The organism is Candidatus Methylomirabilota bacterium, assembly GCA_035709005.1.
Classification (GTDB): Bacteria; Methylomirabilota; Methylomirabilia; order Rokubacteriales; family CSP1-6; genus 40CM-4-69-5.
This window is the reverse complement of the sequence record DASTFB010000055.1, coordinates 49490-68741: the sequence shown is the minus strand read 5'-3', so window position 1 is coordinate 68741 and position 19252 is coordinate 49490. Positions and strand designations below refer to the sequence as shown.

Here is a 19252-nt window from a genome sequence, read left to right as displayed (position 1 = left end):
GATGAGGCGCCCGTACACTCGTCCTGGTGGCTGCCGGTTGTCAAGGCGCGCGTGCTACCATGCGCGCCGACTGGCCGCTCCCCTCGCCGGGGCGACCCGTCCAGGCGCATGAGCGTGCCCGAGGCCTTCTTCGTTCCCGACGGCGACGATCGCTTCGTCGCCACCGAGCACAGCCGCGGTCCCTGGAGCCGGGATCACCAGCACGCCGGCCCGCCGTCGGCCCTGCTGGCCCGGGCCATCGAGCGCGCCGTGGCCGGCGAGCCCGTCACCGTCACCCGTCTCACCGTCGAGCTCTTCGCTCCCGTGCCCATCGGCCGGCTGGAGATCGCCACCACCACGCTGCGCGCGGGGCGAACGGTGCGCCGCCTGGAAGCCACGCTGGCCGACGGCGGACGTGCGCTGGCCCGAGCCTCCGCGCTCGTGACGCGCACGACGGTGGTGGACTTTCCTGCCGTGAAGCCGGAACCGCACGATCCGCTGCCGCCGCCCGAGTCGGGGGAGCCGTTTCGGTTCCCGGTCTTCGAGATGCCGGCCATCGGATACCAGTCGTCGGTGGACGCCCGGCTCGTGCGTGGCGGCTTCGGTCAGAACCCGACGTCGGTGTGGATCCGAGCCCGCGTGCCCCTCGTGCTGGGGGAGGCGATCAGTCCGCTGCAGCGCGTGATGATCGCCGCCGACTCCGGCAACGGGGTGGCCGTCGTGCTCGACCCCGCCCGCTACACGTTCATCAACGCCGATCTCACCGTCTATCTCCACCGGCCGCTCGCCGGTGAGTGGGTGGGCCTCGACACCGTGACGCTGCCGGAGCCCTCCGGGATCGGGGCCAGCCATAGCCGGCTCTGGGATCTGGACGGGCCGATCGGATGGGCGTTGCAGAGCCTCGTCGTGGAGGCGCGCCGCGCCGGCCGGTAGGCGCTTGCGGGCCACGCGTGTCCTGCGCTAAAAGGAGGCTCATGATCCAGCTGGGCGAGGTCAGCATCGCGTCGGTGGTCGAGATCAACCGCTCGTTCTACCCCACGCCGTCGATGCTGCCCGACTCCACCCCGGAGGCGGTGGCCCGCCACTACCACTGGCTCAAGCCCGACTTCTTCGACGAGTCGGTCGGCGACCTGGCCTCGCGCATCCAGACCTGGATCGTGCGGACGCCGCGGCACACGGTGCTGATCGACACCGGCGTGGGAAACGACAAGGCGCGGGCGGAGTCGCCCCTCTGGCACCGCCGCGGGGGCGGTTGGCTCGACGATCTCCGGACCGCCGGCGTGACGCCCGAGCAGGTGGACCTGGTCGTCTGTACGCATCTTCACGTCGACCACGTGGGCTGGAACACGCGCCTCGTGGACGGGCGCTGGGCGCCCACCTTCCCCAGGGCCACCTACCTCTTCGCCGGCGAGGACTGGGAGTACTGGCGACACGAGAAGGACGAGTGCATCAAGGACAGCGTCATGCCGGTGGTCGAGGCGGGCCGGACCCAGCTGGTGGAGGCGACCCACGAGTTCGATCCCTGGCTGCGTCTGGAGCCGAGCCCGGGGCACACCCCCGGCCACGTCTGCGTGCGGCTGACCACCAGCGCCGGCCAGGCCGTCTTCTCCGGCGACCTCATGCATCGCACGGTGCAGGTGGCCGAGCCGCAGTGGTCGAGCCGCTTCTGCTACGACGGCAAGCGCGCGGCGGCGACCCGGCGCGAGTTCATCGAGCGCCACGCCGACAGCGGCGTGCTGATCCTGGCCGCTCACTTCCCGCGCCCCGGCTACATCGTGCGAGCCGAGGGCGGCCACCGCTTCGTGGCCGGGCCGGTGGCCGCATGAGAGTGGGGATCTCGCTGGCCAGCGCCCACGCGGTGAAGGACCCGCGGCAAGGGGCGCGCTGGATGATCGAGCGCACGGCGGCGGCGCGCGACGCCGGGCTCGACTCCCTCTTCGTCGGCGACCACCACGCCACGGCCGGCCCCTACTACCAGAACGTCCCGATCCTGGGGCGGCTGCTGGCCGAGTGGGGCGACGCGCCGGCCGGGTGCCTGTTTCTCTTGCCGCTGTGGAATCCGGTGCTGGTGGCCGAGCAGGTCGGCACGCTGGCCGCCATCGCCCGGGGTCGCTTCATCTTCCAGTGCGGCCTCGGCTACGACGAGGCGCAGTTCCGCGCCATGGGCAAGGAGCTGCGCTATCGCCCTTCGGCCTTCGAGGAATCCCTGGGAGTCGTGCGGCGGCTGCTGGCCGGCGAGACGGTGAGCTCGTCCGGCCGGTTCGTGTTCTCCGGCGCGCGCCTCGCCTTGCGGCCCGCCGAGCCGGTGGACGTGTGGATCGGCGCGGGCGCCCCGCCGGCCATCGATCGCGCCGCCCGCCTGGGTGATGGATGGCTGGCCCTGCCCAGCATCAAGCCCGAGGAGGCGCGCGCCCAGGCGGCGTCCTACCGCGAGCGCTGTCAGGTCCACGGCCGGACGCCGACCGCCGTCGCCATTCGCCGGGACGTCTACGTGGCGGAGTCGGCCGCCGATCTCCAGGCCACGGCGGGGCCCGTCCTGGCCGGCGGCCATCGGGGCTTCGATCCCGCGGCCCTCGTCGCCGGAACCGTGGACCAGGTCGCCGCTCGCTTCCGCGAGCTGGCGGCGATGGGCTACACCGACGTGATCGTGCGCCACCTGACCGACGACCAGCCCAAGGTCCTGGGCTCGCTGGCGCGCCTGGCCGAGGTGCGCAAAGCGGTGCGGGACGTCTAGCCGGCGCGTTTCACGGCCGGAAGACGGCGAAGCACTTCGGCGCGTTGAAGATGTAGGTCTCGACGAAATCGCTCTCGTCGGGCCGCCGTCCCAGCTCGGCCATGGCGCCGGCCAGGCACATCCAGTTCAGCATCTCCTGCTGGCCCGCGTCCTCGATGACGGCCAGCGGGGTGTGCCGCCAGGCCTCGTAATTTCCCGCACGCAGTGTCTCGTACATGGCCCGATCGGCGGCCACGTCGGGATAGAGCAGGTGGTGCTTCGGCGTGAGGAAGGCGTGCGACCAGCTCGACGACGCGATCAGCGCCACCCGCCACGGGCTCTGGGCCGCCACCCGGGCGCAGGCCCGCCCCAGGTCGAAACAGCGCCAGGGCGCCGGCGACGGAGGGTCCAGCCGATCTTCCGCCGACATGCCGGCCAGCGTGCCGAGGCCGCCGTGCTGGGCGATGACCCGGCGCCCGTAGCAGTTCACGGAAAACGGCAGCACGGGATAGGGAAAACCCTGCCGCTCGTAGTCCAGGAACAGCAGCGTGTACATGAAGGCGTGGCCCAGCGGGTGATGCAACGGCTTGTACGCATAGGACACGTCGAACCCTTCTTCCAGCAGCCCGCCCACCAGCCTCTTGGCCGCCGCGCGCTGTCCCTTGTACACGAAGGTCGTGTCCTTCGGCTCGTCCCAGGCATTCGGCCAGGCCACGTCGGCCCACGGCCGGTGCTCGATCGACTCGTAGGCCAGCGCGCAGAACGGCGGGATGATGTCTTCCTTGAAGTTCTCGTACTGGTCGTCGCCCCAGATCAGGACGAGGTCCGGCGCGAAGTCGTCGAGCGCGCGCCGGATCTTTCGGAACCACGCCACGCTGGCGGCGCGGTGCTGGCGGGCGCTGCTCAACCCTTCGTCGACGCCCCACTCCTGCTGCATCGGCGGGGGCCAGCCCTGGGGCCGGCGGTAGGCCTCGGGAAGGTCCGGGTCCTGCAGCACGCGCCGGAAGATGCGGGTCATGTGATCGTCCCGTCCGGCCAGCAGTGGCGAGTGGGTCAGCCCGAGCCCCAGGATCGCGCCCATGGTGTCCTCCCCGACCGTCGATCGGCGGCTCGATGGTACACTCCCCGGCACCCGGCGAGAAGGAGACCCCGATGGCGGCACCCGCGCTCCCGCCCCTGATCTCCAGCGATGGTCATCTCGAAGTCCGGCCCGAGCGCTGGACCCCGCGGATGCCGGCGCGGTACCGGGACCGGGCACCGTGCACGGTGAAGCTGCCCGACGGCGGCGATGCCATCCTGGTCGAGGGCCAGCCCCCCTATCCGGCGCCCTTTCTCGATCTCCGGGCCGGGCGAACCAACGAGACCTGGCAGCCCTTCGGCGTGACGGTGGAAGACACGGCCGGCGTCGGGCCACCGGAGCAGCGCCTGCGGGAGCAGGAGATGGACGGCCTCGAGGCCGAGGTGCTCTTCCCCAACATGCAGGTGGGGCCGCGCCTGTGGCGGGCGATGACCGACGACGACCTGTATCGCTCCGTGGTCCGGGCCTACAACGACTGGCTGGGCGAGGAGTACTGTGCCGTCTCACGCGACCGACTCATCGGGCTCGGCGTCATCCCCTGGACCAACGTGGACGACGCCGTCGCGGAGCTGGAGCACTGCGCCAGGCTGGGCCTGCCCGGCGTCAACCTGGGGGTTTTCCCCAGCGGCAAGGCGTACCCCACACCGGAGGACGATCGCTTCTGGGCGGCGGCAATCGACACGAAGATGCCCTTGACCGTGCACGTGGGCTTCGACCGCCTGGGACCCCGAGCCGCCGAGCCGACATTCGAATACCCCGGCGCCGACCCGGAGATCGTCCGGAAGCTGGGCCCGCGGAAGATCGTGGAATGGGTGGCCCTGCCCTTCCTGGGCACGGCGCCGTCGATGAGCTTCGCCCAGCTCATCCTCTCCGGCGCCTTCGACCGCCTGCCCGAGCTCGAGATCTTCTTCGCCGAGACCCGTCTGGGGTGGGTGCCGTTCTGGATGGAGGAGGCCGACTACTGGTACGAGCGCCACCGCCACTGGGCGGAGCGGCTGCTACACGTCAAGCCGCTCAAGCAGCGCCCCAGCGACTACGTCCGGCAGCACATCCTGTTCAGCGTGCAGCACGTGGAACGGGTGGCCGTCGAGCTCCGGCACCACATGGGGGTCGAGCGGATCATGTTCGCCACCGACTTCCCGCACATCGAGTGCGACTGGCCGAACACCCGCCCCTTTGCCGAGCGACTCTTCGCGGGCGTCCCGGCTCGAGAGGCCTTTCAGATCGCCGCCGGGAACATGCTGAGGTTCTTCCGTCTCGAGGCCACGCCCATGGGGCGCAAGGTGCTGGCCGGAGCGCCGTCAGCGTCCTGACGAGGACTCGGGATTCTCAATGATCTGCCGGGCCTCGCCGGTGAGCCGCACGATGTGCAGCCCGGTGTTGGCCCGGTCGGCCAGGTAGATGAAGCCGCGGTCGTCGACCTCGACGTTGTTGGTCTGGATGGCGACCTTGCAGCGCCGCCCGGCCTCCGTCGGCACGCAGCTCTCGGCCGTGTGGTTGGTCGTGGCCGGAATGTAGAAGGCCGCCTCCCGGGGACGGAAGGGATCGCGCATGTCGACGGCGCGGACGCCCGCGTTGAAGTAGGCCAGGAAGACGAGCTTGCGGTAGAAGATCGAGGCGAACGACTCGTTGCTCGAGTGGGGACCGAAGCGTCCGCCCCGCCGACAGAATTCCCCCATGGCTTCCGGTACCTGGAAGGTCGACACCACCTGCGGCCGGGTTTCGTCGGTGATGTCGACGAAGAAGGTCAGGTGCCGCACCTCCCGGCACTCGTAGGAGGTCGCCTCGGACACGAGCACGACGAAGTCGCGGATGCGCCCTTTCGCGTTGGCCGCCCAGTCGGCAATTTTCACGCCGAGGACGGGAAAGGTGGTGTGCCCGCCCCAGCCCGGGGACAGGTGCAGCCGGCTGATCTCCGGGTAATCGAGGTTGGCCGCCGTCGGCTCCCGGGGGCCGGTGAGGAGCTTGTCGCGATCGACGATCTGCAGCATCCCTTCGGCGCTGGTGCCGTGGGCGAAGTACACGCGATTGCCGAGCCGGATCGGGCCGTGGGCGCCGTGGGCGACGGGAATGGGGCCGGTGGAGCCGGGCTCCTGACCGGCCAGGCCGAAGTCCCGGACGAACACCGGCTTGGCTGGATCGCTCAGATCGTAGATCTTGGTCATCCGCCACGTGCGCCAGCCCGATCGACCGGGCTGGCGAGGATTCTGCCGGGCGAGGTCCCCGGAGATCAGGTACGCGATGCCCGTGTCGCACTCCCACCAGCTCTTGTGGGTGGAGGTGAGCCCGGAGACGACCGTGGTCAGCTTCTGGGGCGCGGCTGGATCGGACACGTCCCAGACTTCGTGGCCCGAGTCCGCTCCCGCATTGCCGGCCGTGCGCAGCAGGTACGTCTTGCCCGGCGTGCCCTTCGGGAGCCGGCCGCCCTCGCACACGCGCACCATCTGGGCGCCGCCCCGCGGGCCGGGCACGCTCGGGATGTGGGCGAGGTAGCGCGGGCGGGCGGGGTCGGTCACGTCCAGGATCGACGTGCCGTTGTCCTCGTCCCGTCCGGTCAGCGGGTTCCGGGCCCGGCCGCCGTGATGGCCGACGTAGAGGATGAAGCGGCTACCCTGCGGGTGCGGCAGCGGCTGATAGGCGGAGCGGCCGTGCAGGTCGTGGTGGCCGACCAGCTCCATGTCGTGGGCCTGAGCGCCGTGCCCGCGGGCCGGGGCCTGCGACGAGGCCGGCCTGGTCGCGAGCGGGGCGAGCAGGAGGCCGAGGAGCAGCAGCGGCACGCGGGCAGGCCGGATCATGCGCGTCTCCCTTCGGGCGTCTACTCGGCTTATACTCCGCCCATGATGAGCAAGGCAACGCGGCCATGAAGCGCAGCACCGAGCGCATCCTCACCACGCACACGGGCAGTTTGCCCCGTCCCCCCGACCTCGCGTCCCTGCTGGAGAAGCTCGATGCCGGCACCGAGCCCGACCCCCGCGCGTTCGAGGCCCGCGTGCGGCAGGCGGTGGCCGAGGTCGTGCGGATGCAGGTGGAGGCCGGCGTGGACATCGTCAACGACGGCGAGCAGGGCAAGGTCGGCTACTCGACCTACGTGCGCCACCGTCTCACCGGGTTCGGGGGCAAGAGCGCGGTTCCCCGCCGCGCCGACTGGGCGGATTTCCCTGAAGCGGCCGCCCGCGGCGAGCGTCCCTCCCCGATCTCCCGGCCGACGTGCAACGGGGCGATCGACTGGAAGGACCGCACGGCCGTGCAGAAGGACATCGAGAATCTGAAGGCGGCGGTCAAGGAAACGCCGCCGACCGAGACCTTCATGACGGCCGCGTCCCCCGGGGTGATCGCCCATTTCCTCAAGAACGAGCACTACCCGACCCGCGAGGCGTACCTGGCCCGGCTGGTCGACATCATGAAGGAGGAGTACGACGCCATCTACCGGGCCGGCTTCGTGCTCCAGGTGGACTGTCCCGACCTGGCCATGGGCCGACACCTGGCCTTTGCCGAGCTCAGCAACGCCGAGTTCGTCAAGATCGCCGCGGCCAACGTCGAGGCCCTCAATCATGCCCTGCGCGACATCCCGCCCGACCGGCTCCGCCTGCACCTCTGCTGGGGCAACTACGAGGGTCCTCATCACCGCGACATCCCCCTCAGGGAGATCCTCGGCGTGGTGCTCAAGGCCCGACCCCAGGCCCTGTCCTTCGAGGGGGCCAACCCCCGGCACGAGCACGAGTGGGTCGTGTTCCGGGAGATCCGGCTGCCCGACGACAAGCTGATCATCCCCGGCGTGCTCGACTCGACGACCAACTTCATCGAGCACCCCGAGCTGGTGGCCCAGCGCCTGGTCCGCTACGCCGAGGTGGTGGGCCGCGAGCGGGTCATCGCCGGCACCGACTGCGGCTTCGCCACCTTCGCGCGCACGGTCAACCAGGTCGAGCCCGAGATCGCCTGGGCCAAGTTCCGCGCCATGGCCGAGGGCGCGCGGCTGGCCTCCCGGAAGCTCTGGCGCTGACCAGCGGGGCGCCGGCTCCGCGGAACCAGCCGGCTGAGTCACGACGCGACCGGTCCCCGGGGCCCCTGTCGGGGCGCCGGGGATCCGTCGCAGTGGGAGGCGTGCCGCTCAACTGCCGTTGGCGCGGGCGACCCGCTCGATGACCACGGGCACCGGGCGGCACACCGAGTTGCAGACGGGGGAGTGCTTCTCGGTATAGGCGAGCAGATCCTCCAGCTCTTCGTCTGTGCAGTCGGCCTGGATGTCCATCTTCACCCGGATCTGCTCGTAGCCCGGGAACACCGAGTCGTCGAGTCCGAGCAGTCCCCGCAGATCGATGTCCCCTTCCATCTCCGTGGAGATGGATTCGATGCGGATGCCGCGGGCCGTGGCGTGGAGCACGAAGGTCGTCGTCACACAGCCGGCCAGGGCGTGCAAGAGAAACTCGACCGGGTTGGCGCCCTCGTTGTGGCCGAGCAGCACCGGGGGCTCGCCGTTGACGAACTCGAACGACGCCTGTCGCGAGTCGTCTTCGCGCCCGGCGCCGTAGAAGTCCCGAATCGTCGAGTGGTTCTCGCCGCCGTCGACCCAGCGGTTCCGGTTGCGGAACTGGAACCGCGCCAGGGCCGGCTGGGTCTTGATTGCGTTCACCGTGTCGACGAGTTGCCTGGTGTCGAGCCCGTTGACCGTCCGCTGCGTCGTCGTCGCCGTCGTCATGACCGTTCCTCCTGTGGTTTGCCCTCGTGGGGCGGTTCGCACGGCGACTGGAAGTGCATCGGCGATGCCGAAACTGACGTGCCGCGTAAGTAGCGGCGGCGAAAGAGCACGCGCGGTCGACTCCAGCAGCGTCTCGCGGCGCTCGCGAGATCTCGCGCCTCGTTTCGACGGAATCTCGCGACGGCTACGCGCGGGGCCGACGGATGCCCAGGGCCTTCATGCGGGAAGCAAGCGTCGACGAGGGGAGCCCCAGGCGTTGGGCCGCGCCCGTCGGCCCGGCCACCCGCCATCCCGTGGCCTCGAGCGCGCGGAGGATGTTCTCTCGCTCGAGATGGCGTAGCTCGTCGGCCGTGCGGACTGTCGCTGCGTCCGGGGAGGACTCGCGGGGCCTTGGCGGGACCTCGTCCGCCGCCGGGGGCAGGATCGCGTCGAAGGTCAGCACACCGTCACGGGCGGTGATGACCGCGCGCTCGATGACGTTCTGGAGCTCCCGGACGTTCCCCGGCCAGCCGCAACTCGTCAGTCGCCGGACAGCCTCCGGAGACAGAGGCTGCACCGGCCGGCCGATCTTCTGACCGTATCGCCGGGCGTACTCGGTGGCGAGCAGCAGGATGTCTTCTCGCCGTTGCCGCAGCGAGGGCACGATGATCGGAAAGACGTTGAGCCGGTAGTACAGGTCTTCACGGAACCGCCCTGCCCGGATCGCCTCCTCCAGATTGCGGTTCGTGGCGGCGATCACCCTGACGTCGACCTTCCGGGTCTGCGAGCTGCCGACCACCTCGAACTCGCCTTCCTGCAGCACGCGGAGCAGCTTCGGCTGCAGCTCCAGTGGCAGCTCGCCGATTTCGTCCAGGAAGATAGTCCCCTGGTCGGCCAGCATGAAGCGGCCGAGACGCCGCTGAGTGGCGCCGGTGAAGGCGCCCTTCTCGTGACCGAAGAACTCGCTCTCCATCAACGCCGGTGGTACGGCGGCGCAGTTCACCTTGATGAGCGGCCGGCTGGCCCGCCCGCTGGCCGCGTGCAGGGCGCGAGCCACCAGTTCCTTGCCGGTGCCTGTCTCCCCGGTGATGAGCACGGTCGCCGTCGTGGCGGCCACCTGCCGGATGCTGCGACGCAGCTCGGTGATCGCCGGGCTCTGGCCGAGGATCTCGCGGAAGTCGTGCAGTTGCTCGATCTCTTCCTTCAGATACGTCGACTCGCTCACCAGCGACTCGATGCGCTGCTCGGCGACGAGCTGGTCGTGAACGTTGCGGAGGATGATGGCGAACCGCTCTCGACCGCGCACGTCGAACCGCGACAGGCTCGCCTCCGCCGGGAACTCTCTTCCATCCGCCCGCATTGCTTGCAGGCCCCCCGAGACCCACACATACTGCCGTCCCGCCGGTTGCTGGCGGAGCTCGCCGGTGAGGCGCTGGAGCTTGTCACGGCTTTCCGGGGCCAGCAGCGTGCGAAAGTCGCGGCCCCCGAGCTCGGCGGGCCCGGCCCCGAACACCGTCACGGCGGACGGGTTCACGCTGGTGACACGAAACTGACCGTCCAGCTCGATGACAGCATCCATAGCGCTGTCGAGAAGGCGCGACAGCTGCTCCTCCCGTTCGCGGATCCGTGATTCCGCCCGGAGCCGCTGCAGCTCGGCCGTGGCCCGGGCCGCGAAGATCCGGAACACCGCTTCGATCTGGTCGTCGGGCGGCGTGGGCCGCGTGTCGATGGCTGCCAGGTGCCCCAGGATCGTGCCGTCACCGTCGAGAAGCGGCGTGCCGAGGTAGCTGACGGCGCGGAACTCCCGAAGATCGGGATCACGCGGAAACAGGTCGACGACGTTGTCCGGGATGTGCAGCAGCCGTCTCTGGTCGATGACCGGCTCGCACGGCGTGCCTGCGATGGCGTATTCGTAGTCAGGTATGAACCGGTCGCCGAACCAGAAGGCGAGCGCGTGCAGCCGGCGTGGCTCGGCCAGGAACTCCGTCACCCAGGCGCCGGCGACGCCCAGGGCGCGCGCGACGTTCTTGACCAGGGCCTCGAAGAACTCCTGACCGACGGCGCTCGCCGTCCCTTCCAGGATGGTACGGATGACCGACGCTTGGTCGAGCGGCTGCCCCATCGCGCGCGAAGATCCCTTTGGCGGGCACAGCTTAACGCCGGCGCGGGCGCATCACAAGATCGAGGGAGCCAGCGCCGGAGTCCGTACATCTTCACGGCGATCATCACGATGGCGCCGGCCAGTGTCCCGTACATCCCGCGGTCGAATGCGAGGACGAGCCAGACCGCGTCGTTGGCGATGCCTGCGACCCAGCCCCAGCGTGAGCGACGAGCCAACAGCGCCATGCTGGTCAGTCCCAGCGAGGTCGTCAGCCAATCCAGGTGCATGAGCACGAACGCCATCACGCACGCCTCCCCGAGCGCCGGGCCCGCCCTGACCGGGGGAGTCACCGGCGCCGTTCGAGCCGTGAGGGAGGGCATACGACGTGCCAGATTGGTGCGCCATGCCGGCACGCCACGATGCGCGAAATCCCGTGACGCGCTTCGCGAGATCTCATGACCGAAGCGCTACGAGCAGCGTGTTCCCAACCGGTCCACTACGGTTCGCTCGATGCGGCCGCCGTGGGTGGTCATGACCGCGGCGGCCTGCGCTTCGAACGCCCGAAACTGCTCGAGGGCCTCTCTCCTCACCGTGAGGATGACGACCAGGGTCACGTGCGCACCCGCCTGGAGCATAATACCGGCCATGAAACCACGCGAAGAGATGATCACGGTCGGCGGGATCGACGTGCACACGTGGGTGGGCGGGCACGGCGACCCCCTGCTCGTGCTCCACGGCGCCGGCGGCAACCGGGGGTGGACGCGCTGGGTGGCGCGGGTGGCCGAGCGGTTCACCGTGTGGGCGCCGACCCATCCCGGGTTCGGACGCTCGGGGGACGCCGAGTGGATGGAAGGGGTCGACGACCTGGCCCGCTTCTACCTCTGGTTCATCGACGCCGCCGGGCTCGGCAAGCCACACGTCCTGGGCCAGTCGCTGGGGGGGTGGACGGCTGCTGAGCTGGCCACCATGAGCCCGGGCTCCATCGGCCGGCTCATCCTGGCCGCACCCGTCGGGCTCAAGCCCGACGAGGGGGAGATCCTCGACATCTTCTACCATCCGCTGGCCAGGCTCCGCGAGCTCAACGTGTACGCCCCGGCGACAGTGCCCGAATGGGAGGAGTTGTTCGGCAAGCCGCCCACGCCGGCCGAGCAGGAGATCGCCACCCGCAACCGGGAGATGGCCGCACGGCTCAGCTGGAAGCCCTACATGCACAACCCGCGCTTGCCCTGGTTCCTGCCGCGGGTGACCAACCCGACCCTGATCGTCTGGGGGCGAGAGGATCGCATCGTGCCGGTCGCCTGCGGCGAGCAGTATCGCACGCTGCTGCCCGACGCCCGGCTGACGGTGCTCGACAAATGCGGGCACCTGCCGCCCATCGAGCAGCCCGACACCTTCGCGTGCCTGGTGCTCGACTTCCTCTCCGCGCCCGCACCGGCGAGAGCCCAGCCATGAAGCTCTACTACTTCAGCGAGATGCCGCACCACGAGTTTCCCGACGAGGAGGGCGAGAAGTATCCCTCGCTCCGCCTCGATTTCCCCAACCGCTTCTTCGACCGCGAGAAGGCGGCGGCGAACTACCGGCGCTACCTCGACGAGTACGAGCTGGCCGACCGGGTGGGCTTCGACGGGCTCATGATCAACGAGCACCACTCCACGCCGTCCTGCGTCAACGTGGGCGCCAACATGACGGCGGCCATCCTGGCCCGCACCACCACGCGCGCCAGGCTCCTCCTGCTCGGCAACATCCTGCCCATCGAGGACAACCCGGTGCGGATGGCCGAGCAGATCGCCATGGCCGACCTCATCTCGGGCGGGCGCGTGCTCTCGGGCTTCGTGCGCGGCGTCGGCGTGGAGACCTGGTGGGCCAACTCCAATCCCGTGCACAACCGCGAGCGCTTCGAGGAGTGTCACGACCTGATCCTCAAGTGCTGGACGGAGCCCGGCCCCTTCCGGTGGGAAGGGCGCCACTACCACTTCCGTCACGTCAACCCCTGGTGCCTGCCCCTGCAGAAGCCGCACCCGCCGATCTGGATCCCCGGCACGGCCAGCCCGGAGACCGCGGTGTGGGCCGGCCGCCTGGGCTATACCTATGTGCCGTTCCTGGTGCCGTTCGAGATCGCCCGGGAGCTCTTCGAGTTCTACCGTCGGGGCGCGGCCGAGGCCGGCCGCACGGTGACACCGGACAAGCTCGGCTTCCTGATCTGCGCGGTCACCGCGGACACCCGGGCGAAGGCTCTGGAGGCCGGCCGGCACTTCGTCTGGCGCATGGGCCCGACGCTGCGCATGCCCGCCGAGTACTTCGCGCCGGTGGGGATGCGCTCGCGCGCCGGCGCTCAGTTCGCGCTGCGCTCCCGCCCGCGCTCGCTGGCCACGATGAGCTACGAGGAGCTCCTGGACGGGCACTTCATCATCGCCGGCACGCCGGACGAGGTGAGCGACCGCTTCGCCCTGGTCCAGCGCGAGCTGGGGATCGGCCACTTGCTCCTGGAGGCTCAGGAGTCCCGGATGGACCACCCGACGACCGCGCGCTCGATCGAGCTGATGGGCGCCAAGGTCATCCCGGCGGTGACCAACCTCTAGTGACCCGCGGGCGCCGAGCCGCTACTTCAGCCGCGGGTCGAGGGCGTCGCGCAGGCCGTCGCCGAAGAGGTTGAAGCCCAGCACGGTGACGAAGATCGCGATGCCCGGGAAGACCGCCAGCCACGGGTTGTCATGGATGAAGACGACGTTGGCCTTGAGATCCCACCCCCAGCTTGGTGTCGGCGGCTGGGTGCCGAGCCCCAGGAACGACAGGGTCGCCTCCACGATGATCGCGGTGGCGATGCCCAGGGTGGTGGTCACGATGATCGGCGCCAGAGAGTTGGGCAGAACGTGACGGAACAGGATCCAGGGATCGCGTACACCGAGGGCGCGGCTGGCCTCGATGTACTCCTTTTCCTTGATCGAGAGCACGCTGCCCCGGACCAGCCGCGCATAGATCGGAATGCGCACGATGGCGATAGCCCCCACGACCTTGATGGTGCCGAGCAACCCTGCGGTCGGCGTGAAGATGACCATGATGATGATGGCCAGCAGGTAGATGGGAAACGCGAGGATCAGGTCCATCGCCCGCATCGCCAGCATGTCGACCCGGCCCCCGTAATACCCGGCGATCATACCGACCGGCACTCCGACCAGGAGCGCCAGGAGCACCGACGCCAGGCCGACGACGAGGGAGACCCGGCTGCCGTGGATGATGCGGCTCAGCATGTCGCGCCCGAGCTGGTCCGTTCCGAGCGGGTACGCCCGGCTCGGCTGCTGGAAGGTCTGGGTCTGGTCGCTGACGATCGGGCTCCGGGGTGCCAGCACGTCGGCGAAGGCGGCCACCACAAGCAGGGTCGCCACGATGCCCAGGCCGATGAGCGCCGTCACGCTACGCCGGAGTCGGCGCAGCCCTTGCATCGTCGGCGACTCCGAGCGCGCGGTGCGAACGTCGCTCCGGAGGACCCCCGTGGCGGCAGGAAAGTCGGCCTCGCGCAGCGCGGCTGCGCCGAGAGACTTGGGCTTCAGGTCGAGCTTGTCGGTACCGTTGGCCACCGTCACCCTCCGTAGCGGATGCGCGGGTCTAGGAGCGTGTACGTCAAGTCCACGACGAGGTTCATGACCACGAAGGCGCACGCGGTCAGCAGGGCAAATCCCTGGACCTGCTGGTAGTCGCGCGCGATGATGGCGTTGATGCCGAAGGTGCCGAGCCCCGGCAGAGCGAACAGCGTCTCGATCACGATCGCCCCGCCGATGAGGAAGCTGACCTGGAGCCCCATCACGGTGACGGTCGGGATCAGCGCGTTCTTCAGTCCGTGCTTGAAGACCACCTTCCACTCGTTGAGGCCTTTGGCCCTGGCGCTCGTCACGTACTCGGTGCGGATCACCTCGAGCATGCTGGCGCGGAGGAGCCGTGTGAGGATGGCGGCCCGGCCCACCCCGAGGGCGATGGCGGGCATGATCACGTGCTGGAGGTTCCCCCAGACGCTCGCGGTGCAGACGATGGTAGGGCAGGTCCCCGGGAGATAGACCCAGCCCGAGCTGGGCAGCAGCCCCTTGAACGCGACCGAGAACAGCAGCAGCAGCAGAACACCCAGGAAAAATTCGGGGATCGAGATGCCGACCAGGGCCGCCGAGGTAGCGGTGTAATCCTGCCACCGGTTCTGGCGCAAGGCCCCGATGATCGCGGCGGGAACCGCGATGAGCATCGCGATCGCCATCCCCAGGATGATCAGCTCGAGCGTCACCGGCAGTCGCAGGAGCACGTCTCTCAGCACCGAGTGGCCGCTGATGATCGAGCTGCCCCAGTCGCCCTGCACGAGCTTGCCGAGCCAGATCGCGTACTGGACGACGATCGGGCGGTCCAGCCCGTAGACCTCACGCATCTTGGCGGCGTCCTCCTCGGTGTAGGCATCACCGAGCAGGGCCACCACCGGGTCTCCCGGGACCGACCGCATCATCATGAACACCACGAAGGTGATCATCAACACCGTCGGGATGATCTGGAGAAGGCGGCGGATGATGTAGGTTCGCATCGATAGTCGCTCCGTCCCGGGGCCGCCGCCGTCACGACGGCGACGGCCCCGGCGGACTCACGTGGCTCTTACTTGTCCACCCAGACCTCGCCCCAGTTCACCTCGAACTCCGCGTTGTACGTGTAGTTCTTCACCCACGGCTGGGAGATCATGTAGAAGGGCGAGCCGGAGACGTTGTTCCAGTACATGTTGTCGACCATGAAATCCTGCAGCTCCCGGGCGATGACCTTGCGCTTGGCCGGGTCCATCTCCTGGGCGTACCTGACGTAGATGTCATCCACGCGCTTGTCGTTGTGTCGCGGGTGGCTCCACGTCGAGTACGAGTTGGACAGATAGCCGTTGCTGTCCGGCGTCAGCAGGGACAGCAGGTCCTCCACGTACATGTCCCAGGGGCCGTCGTTGAGGGTCGTGTTCATCCAGGTCACCTTGTCGAGCGCCTTGATGTTCGCGGTCACACCGATCCGGGCCAGCTGCTCCTTGACGACGGTGGCGATGACGCCGAACACCGACTTCTCCGTGTCGGCGATGAGATCGACGGTCAGCGGATTGGAGGGCCCGTAGCCGGCCTCCTTCAGGAGAGCCTTGGCCTTGGCCTGATCGTACGGGCACTTGGCGTTGACGTCCACGGTGTCCATGGTGCCCGGCGGGATCATCCCCGCCCACGGAGTCGCCTGGCCCTTGAAGGCGATCTTCACGATCTCGCTCCGGTCCATCCCGTAGCAGCCAATCGCCTTGCGCACCCGGAGGTCACCCAGCTTGGGGTGCGGGATCCGCTCCTTGGACATCGGCTTGCCATCCTTCGGCACGGTGACCTTCATCGCCACCACCATCGGCGTGGTCTCCTTGCCGGTGAGGATCTGGGCCTTCGGATTCTGAGACTTGAGGACATCCACGTGCTCCGGTGAGAACGACGCGACGAAGTCGACCTCCCCGGCCTTGAAGGCGGCCATCTGGGTCACCGGGTCCTTGATGATGCGGATGTGCACGCGGTCGAGGTACGGCTGGCCCTTCTTGTAGTACTTGTCGAACCGGTCCATGACCAGGTGGTCGCCCTTCACCCACTCGACCAGCCGGAACGGCCCGCACCCCACCACGGCCTCGGGCTTGCCCTTCTTGCGGTCTTCCAGGCTGTACTTCTGGGTGGCGGTCGGCGAGTAGATGACGAAGCCGGTCCGGTACGCGGCGAGCATGTGCAGCAGGAAGGCGTAGGGCCGCTTCAGCTGGATCTGAACCGTGTCCGGGCCGACGACCTCGACGGCGCGGACCGAGTCATAGAAGCTGCGCATGCCGGACTTGGTGGCGGGATCCATCAAGCGGTCGATGCTGAACTTGACGGCCTTGGCGTCGACCTGGGTACCGTCGTGGAACAGGACGCCTTTCCGGAGCTTGAAGGTGTAGGTCAGGTTGTCGGGCGATACCTGCCATGACTCGGCGGCGTCGCCGACGAACTTGCCGTCGGGCGTGATGTCCAGCAGCCCGCAACCGACGTTCATCGCGACCCACATCATCTCGTAGCCGGGAGCGGTGTGGAAGTCGAGGTGGGCGATGGCGTTACCGTAGGCGACCCGCAGGGTCCCGCCGCGTTTCGGCGCTTGGGCGTCGGCCACAGGGGGCGCAGCGAGGATCCAGACGAGGACGGCGAGCACGACGATCAGGGTGAAGTGGGGATAACGCGAGCGCATAGTCTCTTCCCTCCCTTGTCTTCCTCTCTTCTGGAACAGGGACTACGGGACGACGATCAAGCCCGCGGACGCGACTGCGGGGCGAAGTATATCACGTGCAAGAAGGAAATAGAGGGGGGCCGGGTGCGGCGCCCCAGGAGGCCGGCTGGTCACGAATCGCCCAGATGGGAAAGCGGCTGCAGCGGATTTGACAGCAAGCGCGGGGTTGCGAGGGCGCCCCTGCTCATATGATGATGGGATCCGCAAACGGGGGACGACGATGGCACAGTTGACCGACGTGGCTCGCCGGGCGGCCATCCGCTACGCCGTGGCGAAGTGCTCGCTGGGTTCGGTGCTGGTCGCCACCACCGACAGGGGGATCTGCGCCATCCTGCTCGGCGACGACCCCGCCGCGCTGGTGCAGGAGCTTGGGGATCGCTTTCCCAGGGCCCGGCTGGGCCACGGCGATAGAGGCCTCGCGCGCCTGGTCGGCAGGGTGGCCCGCTTCGTCGAGGCGCCGAGCCGCCGCCTCGACCTGCCCCTCGACGCGCGCGGCACCGCCTTCCAGCGGAAGGTGTGGCAGGCGCTGCGCCAGATTCCGGCGGGCGCGACGACGACCTACACCGAGCTGGCCAGGCGCATCGGGGCGCCGACCTCGGTGCGCGCGGTGGGCCAGGCGTGCGCGGCCAACGCCATCGCCCTGGCTATCCCCTGCCACCGGATCGTGCGCACGGATGGGGGTCTCGCCGGGTACCGTTGGGGCCTGCCGCGCAAGCGCGCGCTGCTCGCGCGCGAGGCCGCACGGCCGGGGAACGTTCGCCGCGGACGCCCTGCCGGCGGCCGCTGACGCCGGCTCGGGCTTCAGCGGCCGTCGAGGTCGAAGACCTCGGCAAAGCGGCGGTAGGCCTCGAGGGGATCGCCGTACTTGCGGTGTCCCGCCGTGTGCTGGGCGCTGGCCAGGAGCAGCCGGTCGCGATCGTGGGCCTTCGTGTGGAGGTAGTCCTCCACGAGACAGAGGCCCAGCTCCTGGTTGTGGGGGTCGTTGCCCAGCTTGCACGCCGCGGTGGCCAGCTCCTCGACGAGCGGCGCTCGATCCCAGCCGCCCTTGAGGTAGGCGGCCGTCAGATCCACGGCTTCGTCGGGCCGCAGGGCCAGCAGGGCCGCGTCCAGTCGCTCGAGCAGTTGCCTCGCCGACCACGACTCCGACCCGGCCGATGGCGTGATGGCGCGCCGGCCGTTGCCCGGGGTGTTGGCCTGGTGCTCGGCGGCGCGGTTGATGAACAGCGCGGCCACGAACAGCAGCTTGAGCCGGTGAGGGTGGGCGAAGGTGTCGTAGAACCACCCGAGCGTGTTCGTGTACTCGTAGCCGTGCTGGGCCATGGAGAAGTTGTTCGGCTGGCCCGTGTCCAGGATGACCTGGGCCGCCGCCACCTGGATGGCGTCGAGGATGCGACGCGGCTGGCGTCCCGCCTTGAGCAGCGCCACCAGCGCCTCGATGACGGAGACCTCCCGCTGGCGCGTGATGGCGTCGACGAGCATCGCCTCCTCGGCTGACGTGACCGGCGTGTCCTGGCGCAGGAGCTCCTCGTCGCGGCCCCCGAGCAGGTTCTGGACGATGTTGCACCCCGCCTCGTAGGTCGAGTACCAGCGCGGCCCCACCGCCATGTCGGGCACCCCGGCATAGAGCACGCTGTGGGCGGCGTCCCAGCCGAAGGTCTCGCCCAGCTCGATGGTGGCCCGGGCCCGGTAGGCCTTGTGGCCGGTGGTGTACGAGCGATTGTGGAACATACGGTCCTGCACGTCGATCAGGCCGGCGAAGGCCAGGTGGGCCAGCGCCGCCCGGCGGCTGGGCACGTCGTCCATCAACCCCAGGAAGACCTGATAGGAGGCCAGCACCTCGCCGCGCTGGACCAGGGTGAGCCAGTGGTTGAGGCGCTCGCTCAGCGGGCCGTCGAGGTGCAGCGGCTCCTGGTCCGGCCAGTGCGCCTCGGGCATCGGCGGGGCCTGGCCCACCGCGATGTTGTAGAGCCGCGTGTAGTGGCCCGGCGCCCTGCCCAGGAGCTGGTTCCAGGGATCGAGCCCCGTCGGCAGATACCAGACCGTCTGGGCCAGCGGCAGCAGGCGCAGATCGGGACGGATCAACGACGCCAGCGGCAGGCCGACCCGCTCGCTCAGCAGGCAGTGGTCATTGTTCACGAACTTCACGACGCCGTCGTCGAGCCGCTGGTGGTAGGGGACGTGCGTGTAGGGCGCGTGGATGCGCACCGTCTCCCGCGTGATCTCGGTGACCGGTCGCCCCTGCTTCAAGAGCCGGTAGAGCACGTCGCTGGCGCCCTTCTGGTCGCGGGCGAGGATGCGCTCCTGCAGTCGGGCGTACTCGGCAGCAGGCAGGGGCTCGTTCAGGACCGCGGCGCTCGTCGCCATGTCGTTCCCTCCGCCGCGAGGCGGCGTTCGTGTGGGCGCCATGGTGACCCCGGGCCAGGCCCTTCG

At 69.3% G+C, this 19252-nt stretch carries 16 protein-coding genes and 1 pseudogene; 8 read left to right on the top strand and 9 right to left on the bottom strand.

Annotation, left to right across the window (positions count from 1 at the left end; genetic code table 11):
• Positions 1–108 precede the first annotated feature (108 nt).
• From VFR64_08565 to VFR64_08555, 3 genes are read left to right on the top strand one after another with little or no spacing between them, the layout of a single operon-like run.
• Positions 109–912: a thioesterase family protein gene (locus tag VFR64_08565; GenBank protein ID HET9489790.1), complete on the top strand. Its 804-nt coding sequence runs from the start codon at positions 109–111 to the stop codon at positions 910–912.
• 41 nt (positions 913–953) lie between these two features.
• Positions 954–1805, top strand: coding sequence for an MBL fold metallo-hydrolase (locus VFR64_08560; GenBank protein ID HET9489789.1), 852 nt, complete (start codon positions 954–956; stop codon positions 1803–1805).
• Positions 1802–2713 (top strand): LLM class flavin-dependent oxidoreductase, encoded by a 912-nt coding sequence (locus VFR64_08555; protein ID HET9489788.1) that lies wholly within the window; start codon positions 1802–1804, stop codon positions 2711–2713. Before VFR64_08560 ends, VFR64_08555 begins: the two co-directional genes overlap by 4 nt.
• A 10-nt stretch (positions 2714–2723) precedes the next feature.
• Here VFR64_08555 and VFR64_08550 read toward each other — a convergent pair whose 3' ends face one another.
• Entirely contained in the window at positions 2724–3773 is a 1050-nt protein-coding gene (locus VFR64_08550; protein ID HET9489787.1) for an extradiol ring-cleavage dioxygenase, read from the bottom strand.
• 71 nt (positions 3774–3844) lie between these two features.
• Here VFR64_08550 and VFR64_08545 point away from each other — a divergent pair, with 71 nt between their 5' ends.
• On the top strand, positions 3845–5083 hold the full coding sequence (locus VFR64_08545) for an amidohydrolase family protein (protein ID HET9489786.1): 1239 nt from the start codon (positions 3845–3847) through the stop codon (positions 5081–5083).
• On the opposite strand, the gene VFR64_08540 is transcribed toward VFR64_08545, so the two are convergent.
• Complete coding sequence (locus tag VFR64_08540; protein HET9489785.1) at positions 5072–6565, bottom strand: hypothetical protein; 1494 nt, start codon at positions 6563–6565, stop codon at positions 5072–5074. The two genes, VFR64_08545 and VFR64_08540, sit on opposite strands and share 12 nt — an antisense overlap.
• Before the next feature lie 65 nt (positions 6566–6630).
• Between VFR64_08540 and VFR64_08535 the strand changes: the two genes are divergently transcribed.
• Positions 6631–7770 carry a cobalamin-independent methionine synthase II family protein gene (locus tag VFR64_08535; protein HET9489784.1) on the top strand — a complete coding sequence of 380 codons (1140 nt, stop codon included), beginning with the start codon at positions 6631–6633 and terminating at the stop codon, positions 7768–7770.
• A 108-nt stretch (positions 7771–7878) separates the two neighbouring features.
• Here the strand turns inward: VFR64_08535 and VFR64_08530 are convergent, their stop codons facing one another.
• The 3 genes from VFR64_08530 to VFR64_08520 all read right to left on the bottom strand — a co-directional run bounded on the left by VFR64_08530 (position 7879) and on the right by VFR64_08520 (position 11160).
• The gene (locus tag VFR64_08530; GenBank protein ID HET9489783.1) at positions 7879–8466 is read right to left on the bottom strand and encodes an OsmC family protein; all 588 of its coding nucleotides are present in this window, start codon (positions 8464–8466) and stop codon (positions 7879–7881) included.
• Between the two features lie 184 nt (positions 8467–8650).
• On the bottom strand, positions 8651–10567 hold the full coding sequence (locus tag VFR64_08525; GenBank protein HET9489782.1) for a sigma 54-interacting transcriptional regulator: 1917 nt from the start codon (positions 10565–10567) through the stop codon (positions 8651–8653).
• Positions 10568–11013: 446 nt separating this feature from the next.
• A complete protein-coding gene (locus VFR64_08520) occupies positions 11014–11160 on the bottom strand; it encodes a hypothetical protein (GenBank protein ID HET9489781.1) in 147 nt (48 codons plus the stop codon).
• A 31-nt stretch (positions 11161–11191) separates the two neighbouring features.
• Here VFR64_08520 and VFR64_08515 point away from each other — a divergent pair, with 31 nt between their 5' ends.
• Positions 11192–11998, top strand: a complete 807-nt coding sequence (locus VFR64_08515) for an alpha/beta hydrolase (protein HET9489780.1) — start codon at positions 11192–11194, stop codon at positions 11996–11998.
• Positions 11995–13125: an LLM class flavin-dependent oxidoreductase gene (locus VFR64_08510; GenBank protein HET9489779.1), complete on the top strand. Its 1131-nt coding sequence runs from the start codon at positions 11995–11997 to the stop codon at positions 13123–13125. The genes VFR64_08515 and VFR64_08510 overlap by 4 nt, the downstream gene beginning before the upstream one ends.
• A gap of 21 nt (positions 13126–13146) precedes the next feature.
• Here VFR64_08510 and VFR64_08505 read toward each other — a convergent pair whose 3' ends face one another.
• The 3 genes from VFR64_08505 to VFR64_08495 form a co-directional block, all read right to left on the bottom strand.
• Positions 13147–14121: an ABC transporter permease gene (locus VFR64_08505; GenBank protein ID HET9489778.1), complete on the bottom strand. Its 975-nt coding sequence runs from the start codon at positions 14119–14121 to the stop codon at positions 13147–13149.
• 2 nt (positions 14122–14123) lie between these two features.
• Positions 14124–15101 (bottom strand): ABC transporter permease, encoded by a 978-nt coding sequence (locus VFR64_08500; GenBank protein ID HET9489777.1) that lies wholly within the window; start codon positions 15099–15101, stop codon positions 14124–14126.
• A 68-nt stretch (positions 15102–15169) separates the two neighbouring features.
• The gene (locus tag VFR64_08495) at positions 15170–16783 is read right to left on the bottom strand and encodes an ABC transporter substrate-binding protein (GenBank protein HET9489776.1); all 1614 of its coding nucleotides are present in this window, start codon (positions 16781–16783) and stop codon (positions 15170–15172) included.
• Between the two features lie 289 nt (positions 16784–17072).
• Between VFR64_08495 and VFR64_08490 the strand changes: the two are divergent.
• Positions 17073–17609, top strand: a pseudogene (locus tag VFR64_08490) (methylated-DNA--[protein]-cysteine S-methyltransferase).
• A 14-nt stretch (positions 17610–17623) separates the two neighbouring features.
• On the opposite strand, the gene VFR64_08485 reads toward VFR64_08490, so the two are convergent.
• Positions 17624–19186, bottom strand: a complete 1563-nt coding sequence (locus VFR64_08485) for a hypothetical protein (GenBank protein ID HET9489775.1) — start codon at positions 19184–19186, stop codon at positions 17624–17626.
• Between the last annotated feature and the right edge of the window lie 66 nt (positions 19187–19252).